Genomic DNA, 9,762 nt, shown 5'->3' with positions numbered 1-9,762 from the left:
GGCCTCGACCCAGTGGTACTTCTGCAACGCCACCGCGTCGAATCCGCCCAGTTCGCCGATGTCCGCGAAGGACGGCTTGAGTTTCGCGAGGGTGTCGGCGGTGGTGCCCGGCCGGAGGTGCTCGTCGTGGTCGAGGACGGTGAGCCCCGCGCGGTCCCGCACGGGGACGACGGACCGCTCGAAGCGGCCCTCCTTCCACGCCGTGGCCGCGCGCTCCTGGGACAGCGCCGCGTACTCGTCGACGTCCCGGCGGGAGAAGCCCTCGATGGTGGCGATCAGGTCGGCGCCGATGCCCTGCGGCACGAAGTTCGTGGCGAGGTTGGTCATCGGGTCGTTGAACCAGGCTCCGCCGTCCGAGGCCATCGGCACCCGGGACATGGACTCGACGCCGCCCGCGAGGACCAGGTCCTCCCAGCCCGAACGGACCTTGGCGGCGGCCATGTTGACCGCCTCAAGACCCGAGGCACAGAAGCGGTTCTCCTGCACGCCGGCCACCGTGTCCGGCAGCCCCGCGGCGACGGCGGCGATCCGCGCGATGTCGGAGCCCTGGTCGCCGACCGGGCCGACCACGCCGAGGACGATGTCGTCGACGGCGGCCGGGTCGAGCCCGGGGAAGCGGGCGCGGATCTCGTGGATGAGTCCGACGACCAGGTCGACGGGCTTGGTGCCGTGCAGGGCGCCGCCTGCCTTGCCGCGCCCGCGCGGGGTGCGGATCGCGTCGTACACATACGCTTCGGTGGTCACTGGCCGGCCTTTCGATGAGGGTCAGAAGGGTGAGGGTCAGGAGGAGGTCAGTCGCGGCACGTCCCAGTCGCGGGCCACGGCCGCCGTGTCGGCGCCCGGCCGGGCGGGACCGGTGCGGACGGCGGCCGGGGTCGCGGAGAACCGGGGCGCGGGGGCGGGCTGGACGGCGCCGCCGTGGTCGGTGAAGGTGGCGCGGGCGGCGAGGTGCGGGTGGTGCGGCGCCTCGCGCAGCGACAGCACGGGCGCCACGCACGCGTCGCTGCCCTCGAAGAGCGCCGTCCACTCGTCGCGGGTGCGGGTGGCGAACCGCGCGGCGATCGCCGCGCGCAGCGCCTCCCAGCGGGCGGGGTCGTCCCGGTCCGGCACCCGCTCCGGCAGCCCGAGGAGCGTCATGAACTCCTCGTAGAACCGCTGTTCCAGGGCGCCGACCGCCATGTACCCGCCGTCGGAGGTGGCGTAGGTGCCGTAGAAGGGGCAGCCGCCGTCCAGGATGTTGACGCCGCGCCGGTCCTGCCAGCCGCCGGCGGCGAGCATGCCATGGATCATCGCGGAGAGGTGCGCGGTGCCGTCGACGATGGCGGCGTCCACCACCTGCCCGGTGCCCGTCACGCGCGCGTGGTGCAGGGCGGCCAGGACGCCGACGACGAGGTAGAGGGAGCCGCCGGCGTAGTCGCCGAGGAGGTTGGCGGGGACGGCCGGGGGCCCGTCGGCGGCGCCGATCATGCCGAGGGTGCCGGTGAGGGCGATGTACCCGATGTCGTGCCCGGCCCGCCGGGCGAGGGGGCCGTCCTGGCCCCAGCCGGTCATCCGGCCGTAGACGAGGCGCGGGTTGCGGGCGTGGCAGGGCCCGGGGCCGATGCCGAGGCGCTCGGCGACGCCGGGGCGGTAGCCCTCGATCAGGGCGTCGGCGCGCGCCGCGAGGTCGAGGACGCGCGCGGGTCCGCCGGGGTCCTTGAGGTCGACGATCACCGAGCGCTTGTTGCGGCCGGTGAGATCGTGCTCCGGGGCGACGCCGAGTCCGGGCCCGCCGGGGCGGTCGACCCGGACGACGTCGGCGCCGAGGTCGGCCAGGAGCATCGCCGCGAACGGGCCGGGGCCGATGCCGGCCAGCTCCAGCACGCGTACGCCGGTGAGCGGTCCGTGCGTAGGCGCCATTGCCGTGGCCATCCGGCCCCCTGCCCGTGACAGTATCGATGTAACACCAGTGATGTTAGGAATGTTAGGAACCCGTTCCGGTCGGCACAAGAGCGGAACGAGCAAGCGCTTAGCCCGGGGGTGTGACCGGGCGCCTCTCACGCTAGCCTCGGGCACCGGCGACGGTGCGTCACCCGAGGGACACAGGAGGTGTCATGAGCGAGGTGCGGAAGCAGTCACTCCAGGGCGAACGGCCACTTGAGCACGGGCGGTCACCGGGGCGCGAGCGCCCGCGGGGCCACGGGCGGCCGTACGACATCGTGCTCGTCGGGGCGACGGGGTTCGTGGGGCGGCTGACCGCGGAGTACCTCGCGGCGCACGCGCCCGGCGGAGTGCGGTGGGCGATCGCCGGGCGCGACGAGGAGAAGCTGCGCCGGCTGCGCGAGCGGCTGCCCGGCGCGGCGGACATCGGCGTACTGAAGGCCGACGTCGCCGACCCGGCCTCCGTCCACGACATCGCCCGTCACGCGCGCGTGGTGGCCACGACGGTCGGCCCCTACGTGCGCCACGGGGAGCCGCTCGTCGCCGCCTGCGCCGACGCCGGCACGGACTATCTGGACCTCACCGGCGAGCCCGAGTTCGTGGACCTGATGTACGTCCGGCACGACGCACGCGCGCGGGAGACCGGCGCGCGGCTGGTGCACGCCTGCGGCTTCGACTCGGTCCCGCACGACCTCGGCGTGTACTTCACCGTCGGGCACCTCCCCGCGGGCGTACCGCTGACGGTGGACGGCTTCGTGACCGCGCACGCCGCCTTCTCGGGCGGCACGTTCGCCTCCGCGCTCGGCCAGGTGGCGCGCGGGCGGCAGCTGCGCGACGCGGCCCGGGAGCGGCGGCGCCGCGAGCCGCGCCCGGCGGGCCGGCGCGCACTGGCCCCGACGCCCGCGCCGCGGTTCGCCGGTGAGGTGGACGCCTGGGCGCTCCCGCTGCCGACGGTCGATCCGCAGGTCGTCCGGAGGTCCGCGGCGGCTCTGGAGCGGTACGGGCCGGACTTCCGCTACCGGCACTACGCGGCCGTACGGCGGCTGCCCGTCGCGCTCGGCGGTGTCGCGGCGGCCGGCGCGCTGGTGACGGCGGCCCAGGTCCCGCCCGCGCGGCGGTGGCTGGCGGACCGGCTGCGGTCCGGGGACGGCCCCGACGCCGCGCGGCGCGCCCGGAGCTGGTTCTCGGTGCGCTTCGTCGGCGAGGGCGGCGGCCGGCGGGTGTTCACCGAGGTGTCGGGCGGCGACCCGGGGTACGACGAGACGGCGAAGATGTTCGCGGAGTCGGCGCTGTCTCTGGCGCTGGACGCGCTGCCGGAGACGTCCGGCCAGGTCACCACGGCGGCGGCGATGGGCGACGCGCTGACGGCGCGGCTGCGGGCGGCGGGGCTGCGGTTCCGGGTGGCGGCGGAGCGGTGACGGGCGCCGGCGGAGCGGTGACGGGCGCCGGCCGGGTGTGCGCGGCGGTCCCTACAGGGCCCACCCGGCGATCGTCCATATCATTCCGCCGGTCCAGGCCAGCCCCGCCAGCATCGCGAGGGTCATGCCGGCCGTCACGGAACGGCCGGGCCGGGCGAAGGACTCAGGGGCTCGCTGCGAAGTCATGCGGCCCAGCCTGCCCGGGGCCGCGCGGTCGACACATCCGTACGGATACTCAGACGCCCGGTCCCGCCTCGCTCAGCGCCCGGCGGCAGAGGGCGTCCGCCCTGCGGGTCGTCTCCGGGAGGCGGTAGGCGGGCGACAGCGCCAGCGTGTGCGCGCAGGCGTTGTCGAGGCCGACACGGTGTCCGACGGAGACGAAGACGGGCTTCACCCCGTCCCGCGTCCTGAGGGCCCGGCCGACCTCCTCGCCGTCCGCGAGCAGCGGGGACGTACTGCCGCGCGGCGCCGCGGGAGCCTCGTAGGCGAAGGTGAACGGGTTCTTGGCGACGCCGATCGTCGGCAGGCCGGTGAGCACGCCGAGGTGGCTCGCGAGGCCGAACCGGCGCGGGTGGGCGAGGCCGTAGCCGTCGCAGACCACCAGTCCCGGCGGGCCGGGCAGCGCCTCCAGGGCGGCGAGGACGGCCGGGATCTCGCGGAAGGCCAGCAGGCCGGGCACGTAGGGGAAGGAGACCCGGCCGACGGCCGTGGCCTCGGCGACGACCGCGAGCGTCGCGGCGTCCAGGACGACGGCCGCCGCCGCGACGAGGTCCCGCTCGTCGTCGTAGGCCACGTCGACCCCGGTGACGTGGCCGGTGCCGGGCGGCGGCCCGGGTTCGTCGAGCACCAGCCGGGCGCGCAGCCGCTCCTGCTCCGCGCGGGCCTGCTCCTCGGTGACCGGCCGGTCCCCGGGAATCGTTACGGACGTCATGGTGCCCAGCTCGATGCGGTCGTCATGGTGCCCAGGAGCCTACGGCGTGCCCCGCGCCCCGCCCGCGCCGGGCGTCCCGGCGGCACCGGGACGGGTAGGATATCCGCCCATATCCGTTTACTCCCGCGAACCAAAGCACACGTTGAGGACATACGCGGCGTGCGCCTGATCCAGGGTCAACAGGCGGTGAGGTACGCGGCGTTCGGGCCACACGAGGAGAGCCACGTCACTCGGGATCACTTCTGTGAATGAAGGCGGTGACAGAGGTCACTCTCTCCATGTGCACGGATCGACTCCTTCCGGCGTCTCATTCGATGCCGGACCGTCCATCGACCCGCTCGCCGCCCAGCCGCCAGCCGTCAGCCGTCCCGAGGGAGCAAGGCGTTGTCCACCGTCATCGAGCAGCCCGTCGAGGCGCGCCTCGTCGCCGCCGCGCCCCGCATGCCCAACATCCCCGCGTCGCTCCAGTACGACCGGAGCGACCCGTTCGCCGTCCGCATGACCTTCCCCGCCCCGGCCACGCTGGAGGGCGTGGACGTCTGCTGGACCTTCTCCCGTGAGCTGCTCATCGCCGGCCTGCGGGAACCGGAGGGCCACGGCGACGTGCGGGTGCGGCCGTACGGCTACGACCGCACCGTCCTGGAGTTCCACGCCCCGGAGGGCACCGCCGTGGTCCACGTCCGCTCGGGCGAACTCCGCCGGTTCCTGCGGGCCACGAGTGACCTGGTCCCGGTCGGTACGGAACACCTCCAGCTCGACCTGGACCGCGAACTGGAGGAACTGATGCGCGGCACCCGCTGACGCGGGCCGCCGGGCCGTCAGGCTGTCGCCGCCGCCTTGGCCGCCGCCGCGGACAGGGCCGCGCACAGCTCCCGTACGATCTCGACGTTCCCGGCCGCGGCGGTCACGTCCGCCGTCGCGCCGCCCAGGGTCCGCAGCCGGGCGGCCCCGGCGAGGGCCGCGACGGTCGCGTCCCGCGCGGAGAGCCGTTCGACGGGAGTCTCGCCCCGCAGCGCCTGCCGCGTCTCCTCCCTGAGCGCCGCCACGAGCGCGGGCCGCGCCAGGCGGTGCTCGACGGACGGGAAGACCCCGAGCACCCGTCGTTTCTCCGCGTGCAGCAGCCCCTCGGCCACCAGCTGCTCCCGGACCGCGTCCGCGGTGATCCGCGCCCGCAGCCGCACCCAGGTCCGCCAACCGTGCGGCAGCGACTCGCAAACCAGCTCCAGCAGCCCGTCCAGGACGGCGTCGCCGGTACGGGAGTCCAGGTCGACCGGGGTGGCGATGGAGTCGTCGTCGACGAGCAGGCCGCGCCGGGCCAGTTCGGCGAGGGCGCCGGCCCGCACCAGGCGGTGGGCGGGCGCGGGGTCCGAGCCGGAGGGACGGTCGGCGTCCAGCGCCAGCAGGCCGAGCCGGGCGGGGATCGAGAGCGAGCCGTGGGTCACGGGGCCTCCTCGGGTCCGTGAGGCCGCTGGCGAAAGACGATTGACAGTCTTCACGGCCCCTCTTACGGTGAACGGGTCCTGTTGTCGTCGATCGGAGTAGGACGTTGCTCGTCTGAGGTCCTGAGACACCGCGCCACACCGTTCAGGTGTGTCCGCCGCGTGCGACCTCGGCGTTCGAGCCGTTCCCGACGAGCAGGGCTCCTCCCTCCTCCGCGGGCCTTCCGCCGTGGTCGCCTCTCCCGGTGTCTCGATACGCGTTTGCCCCTGACCGCATCACGCAACCGCGGAGACGCTTCTCATGCATACATCCATCAGCTGTACCGCCCTCTCCTTCGCCTGGCCCGACGGCACGCCCGTCTTCCAGGACCTCGACGCCGCGTTCGGCCCCGGCCGCACCGGGCTCGTCGGTGTCAACGGAGCCGGCAAGTCGACCCTGCTGAAACTCGTCGCCGGGCAGCTCACCCCGACCGGCGGGACCGTCCGTACCGCGGGCGAGATCGGCTACCTCCCGCAGAACGTCACCCTCGACACCGCGCTCCGCGTCGACGAGGTGCTCGGCATCGCCGAGCGGCGGGCCGCGCTCCACGCCATCGAGGCCGGTGACGCCGCCGAGGGGCACTTCGAGACCCTCGGCGACGACTGGGACGTGGAGGAACGCGCGCGTGCCACACTCGGCGAACTCGGCCTCGGCCACATCGGCCTCGACCGCACCGTCGGCGAGATCTCGGGCGGCGAGTCGGTGCTGCTGCGGCTGGCCGCGCTGCTGCTGCGCCGGCCCGACGTCCTGCTCCTGGACGAGCCGACCAACAACCTCGATCTGTACGCGCGCGGACGGCTTTACGCCGCCGTCGCGTCCTGGCCCGGGGTGATGGTCGTCGTCAGCCACGACCGCGAGCTGCTCGACCTGGTCGACCAGATCGCGGACCTGCGCCGCACCGGCGTCCCGGACCGCCGCCCCGCGGACCGGGGCGGCGCCGGGATCGTCTGGTACGGCGGGAACTTCTCCGCCTACGAGGAGGCCCTCGCCGTCGAGCAGGAGGCCGCCGAGCGCATGGTGCGGGTCGCCGGGTCCGACCTGCGGCGGCAGCAGCGCGAACTCTCCGACGCCCAGGTCAAGCTGGCCCGCCGCAAGCGGTACGGCCAGAAGATGTACGAGCAGAAACGCGAGCCGAAGATCGTCATGGGGGCACGCAAACGCGCGGCCCAGGAGTCCGCGGGCAAGCACCGCATCCTGCACGAGGAGCGGCTCGCCGAGGCCAGGGAACGGCTCGACGACGCGGTGGAGGCCGTACGGGACGACGACGAGATCCGCGTCGACCTGCCGTACACGGCCGTCCCGGCGGGCCGTACGGTGCTCACCCTGCGCGAGCTGGAACTGCGCTACGGCGCGCGCGTGAAGGGCGGTTGCGACCTGTACGGTCCGGAGCGCATCGCGCTGATCGGGCGCAACGGCGCGGGCAAGACGACGCTGCTGCGCACGATCGCCGGGGAGCTGGAGCCGGTCTCCGGCGAGGCCACGGCGCACGTGCCGCTGCGGTTCCTGCCGCAGCGGCTGGACGTCCTCGACGGGGAGCTGTCCGTCGTCGAGAACGTGGCCCGGTTCGCGCCGGACGCCACCGGCAACCGGATCCGGGCGCGGCTCGCCCGCTTCCTGTTCCGGGGCGCCCGCGCCGACCAGCGGGCGGCGACGCTCTCCGGCGGCGAACGCTTCCGCGCGACGCTGGCCGCGCTCATGCTGGCGGAGCCCGCGCCGCAGTTGCTGATGCTGGACGAGCCCACCAACAATCTGGACATGGCGAGCGTCCGCCGGCTCACCACGGCCCTGGACTCGTACGAGGGGGCGCTGATCGTGGCCAGTCACGATCTGCCGTTCCTGCGGTCGATCGGCATCACGCGCTGGCTGCTGCTGGCGGAGGGAGAGCTGCGCGAGACCACCGCGGAGGCCGTCGCCGAGACCGTCTGACGGGCCGGCGATACGGCCGTTCGGCCCCGGGGCCCATGGGTACCCGGGGCTTTCTCCCGCGTACGGTGCGTGTGATCAGGGCCTTTACGGCAGGCTTAACCTACGGTCTCGTAACCTACGGTGTCGTAGCCTACGATGCCGTAGGTTCCCGCACCGCTCGCCGGAACCGTTCGATCGGCCTCACCCGTCCCCTGGAGTTTTTCGTGTCGCTCACTTCCGCACCTCTCGGCAGCTCTTCCGCCTGGACCGACGCCCGGCTGCTGTACGCGCTGGAAGAAGTGGTGGAGAAGGAACTGAACCGGCACCTGAAGGTCGCCAAGGACTGGATGCCGCACGAGTACGTGCCGTGGACCGACGGCCGTAACTTCCCCGGCCAGTTCGAGGACGGCGAGGCCTGGGAGAAGGGCCAGTCCAAGGTCACCGAGATCGGCCGGATCGCGCTGGTGGTGAACCTGCTCACCGAGGACAACCTGCCCAGCTACCACCACGAGATCGCGTCGCTGTTCGGCCGCGACGGCGCCTGGGGCACCTGGGTGCACCGCTGGACGGCGGAGGAGGGCCGGCACGGCATCGTGATGCGGGACTACCTGCTCGCCTCGCGCGCGGTGGACCCGGACAAGCTGGAGCAGTTCCGGATGGCCCACATGAGCGAGGGCTTCGAGTCGGACAACAGCCACTCGATGCTGCACTCGGTCGCCTACGTCGCCTTCCAGGAGCTGGCCACCCGCATCTCGCACCGCAACACCGGCCACCAGTCGGGCGATCCGGTCTGCGACCGGATGCTGGCCCGCATCGCCACCGACGAGAACCTGCACATGGTGTTCTACCGGAACCTGCTCAAGGCGGCGTTCGAGATCGCGCCCGACCTGACGATGCAGGCGGTGCGGGACGTCGTCGTGAACTTCCGGATGCCCGGACACGGTATGCCCGGTTTCGAGCGGGCCGCCGCGCAGATGGCGATCGGCGAGGTCTACAACATGCGCATCCACCACGACGACGTGCTCCAGCCCGTCCTGCGCTTCCTGAAGATCATGGAGATCGACGGGCTCGGCCCCGAGGGACTCAAGGCGCAGGACGAACTGGGCCTGTTCATGGGCGGACTGGACGCGGAGGCCGCCAAGTTCGACGAGAGGCTGGCGGCGCGCAAGGCGCGGATGGCGGCGCGGGGCACCCGCTGACCCGACCACCGGACACGCGACCGGTCCGCTGCCACACGCGACCGGTCCGTGGCCCCGCGCGGCCGGTCCATGGTCCCGCGCGGCCGGTCCGCTGCCTCGCGCGGCCGTCCCGCTGCCCCGCGCGACGCGCCCGCTGTTCCGCGCGACCGGTCCGTAATCGCACGCGGCCGGTCCATGGTCCCGCGCGGCCGGTCCGCTGTCCTACCTGACCGCACCTCCCGCGCGCCGGGCCCGTCACGCGCGTTGAGTCCGTTCCGCGCGCCGGGCCCGTGCCACGCGCGGGGGTCCGGCACGCGCGGCCGGTGCGTGGGGCGGGTGCTCGGCGCCGGGGAGTCACTCCCACGCCGTCGTCCGGTCCAGCGCGGTGTCCCGTACATCGGCGACCGGGTGGCGGCGCAGCGCCCGCAGCAGGTCGCGCCAGCGGGCGGGCCACTCCTCGCGCTCGCCCAGGGCGTCGGTGACGGCGACGGCCAGCAGTCCCTGGGCGTGACCGCCGTGACCGGCCAGCCACTCGGCCTCGGCCAGCAGCGTCCCGGGGTCACCGGGGCCGTCCCGCGGGTCCAGGGCCTGGTGCACCAGGTCGGCCACCCGCGCGGCGAGGACGGGCCGACCGGTGCCGCACAACTCCGCGAGCCGGTCCAGCCGTACCGGCTCGGCGTCCAGGTCCCAGTGGACGGCCGCCGCACGGGCCGCCTGCGCGGCATGGGCGTCGTACGCGCCCAGTACCTCGGCGGCGGCGAGACCGACCGTCCGGGCGGCGGCGCGCGGCAGGCCGTGCCCGCCGATCCGGTCCAGGAGGTACTGGACGCGCTGCCGGCCGGGCCGGTCACGTCGCTCGCCCGCGTCCGCGCCGGGGCCGGCCGGTTCCTCGGCGAGGGCGCGCAGCGCGTCCCGCAGCGCCGCCAGTCCG

9 protein-coding genes and 1 pseudogene are annotated in these 9,762 nt (G+C 74.2%); 4 read left to right on the top strand and 6 right to left on the bottom strand.

Annotation, left to right across the window (positions count from 1 at the left end):
- Both UW392_RS66175 and UW392_RS66170 read right to left on the bottom strand, forming a co-directional pair.
- On the bottom strand, window positions 1–744 hold a 744-nt coding region (locus UW392_RS66175), incomplete at its 3' end, for a beta-ketoacyl synthase N-terminal-like domain-containing protein (protein WP_320785112.1).
- 36 nt (window positions 745–780) lie between these two features.
- Window positions 781–1,911 (bottom strand): CaiB/BaiF CoA-transferase family protein, encoded by a 1,131-nt coding sequence (locus tag UW392_RS66170; protein ID WP_320785111.1) that lies wholly within the window; start codon window positions 1,909–1,911, stop codon window positions 781–783.
- A gap of 182 nt (window positions 1,912–2,093) precedes the next feature.
- On the opposite strand from UW392_RS66170, the gene UW392_RS66165 reads away from it, so the two are divergent.
- On the top strand, window positions 2,094–3,338 hold the full coding sequence (locus UW392_RS66165) for a saccharopine dehydrogenase family protein (protein WP_320785110.1): 1,245 nt from the start codon (window positions 2,094–2,096) through the stop codon (window positions 3,336–3,338).
- A gap of 51 nt (window positions 3,339–3,389) precedes the next feature.
- Here UW392_RS66165 and mmpA read toward each other — a convergent pair whose 3' ends face one another.
- Both mmpA and UW392_RS66160 read right to left on the bottom strand, forming a co-directional pair.
- The gene (gene mmpA / locus UW392_RS67255; protein ID WP_414497880.1) at window positions 3,390–3,524 is read right to left on the bottom strand and encodes a morphogenic membrane protein MmpA; all 135 of its coding nucleotides are present in this window, start codon (window positions 3,522–3,524) and stop codon (window positions 3,390–3,392) included.
- 49 nt (window positions 3,525–3,573) lie between these two features.
- Window positions 3,574–4,269, bottom strand: a complete 696-nt coding sequence (locus UW392_RS66160; protein ID WP_320785109.1) for an endonuclease V — start codon at window positions 4,267–4,269, stop codon at window positions 3,574–3,576.
- Between the two features lie 384 nt (window positions 4,270–4,653).
- On the opposite strand from UW392_RS66160, the gene UW392_RS66155 reads away from it, so the two are divergent.
- A complete protein-coding gene (locus tag UW392_RS66155; RefSeq protein ID WP_320785108.1) occupies window positions 4,654–5,070 on the top strand; it encodes an SsgA family sporulation/cell division regulator in 417 nt (138 codons plus the stop codon).
- A gap of 17 nt (window positions 5,071–5,087) precedes the next feature.
- Here the strand turns inward: UW392_RS66155 and UW392_RS66150 are convergent, their stop codons facing one another.
- A complete protein-coding gene (locus UW392_RS66150) occupies window positions 5,088–5,711 on the bottom strand; it encodes a GOLPH3/VPS74 family protein (RefSeq protein ID WP_320785107.1) in 624 nt (207 codons plus the stop codon).
- A gap of 298 nt (window positions 5,712–6,009) precedes the next feature.
- Here UW392_RS66150 and UW392_RS66145 point away from each other — a divergent pair, with 298 nt between their 5' ends.
- On the top strand, window positions 6,010–7,674 hold the full coding sequence (locus tag UW392_RS66145; RefSeq protein WP_320785106.1) for an ABC-F family ATP-binding cassette domain-containing protein: 1,665 nt from the start codon (window positions 6,010–6,012) through the stop codon (window positions 7,672–7,674).
- Between the two features lie 203 nt (window positions 7,675–7,877).
- Window positions 7,878–8,852 (top strand): acyl-ACP desaturase, encoded by a 975-nt coding sequence (locus tag UW392_RS66140; RefSeq protein ID WP_320785105.1) that lies wholly within the window; start codon window positions 7,878–7,880, stop codon window positions 8,850–8,852.
- Window positions 8,853–9,185: 333 nt separating this feature from the next.
- Here UW392_RS66140 and UW392_RS66135 read toward each other — a convergent pair.
- Window positions 9,186–9,762, bottom strand: a pseudogene (locus tag UW392_RS66135) (hypothetical protein); the annotation flags it as partial.

Source organism: Streptomyces sp. CRN 30 (assembly GCF_034105845.1).
The sequence above is the reverse complement of the archived record's forward strand: the minus strand, read 5'-3'. Positions and strand labels throughout refer to the sequence as shown.

Excerpts from the sequence above, each read along its gene's own strand:
- UW392_RS66170 (WP_320785111.1), bottom strand. The coding sequence starts at position 1,911 with ATGGCCACGGCAATGGCGCCTACGCACGGACCGCTCACCGGCGTACGC.
- UW392_RS66165 (WP_320785110.1), top strand. The coding sequence starts at position 2,094 with ATGAGCGAGGTGCGGAAGCAGTCACTCCAGGGCGAACGGCCACTTGAG.
- mmpA (WP_414497880.1), bottom strand. The coding sequence starts at position 3,524 with ATGACTTCGCAGCGAGCCCCTGAGTCCTTCGCCCGGCCCGGCCGTTCC.
- UW392_RS66160 (WP_320785109.1), bottom strand. The coding sequence starts at position 4,269 with ATGACGTCCGTAACGATTCCCGGGGACCGGCCGGTCACCGAGGAGCAG.
- UW392_RS66145 (WP_320785106.1), top strand. The coding sequence starts at position 6,010 with ATGCATACATCCATCAGCTGTACCGCCCTCTCCTTCGCCTGGCCCGAC.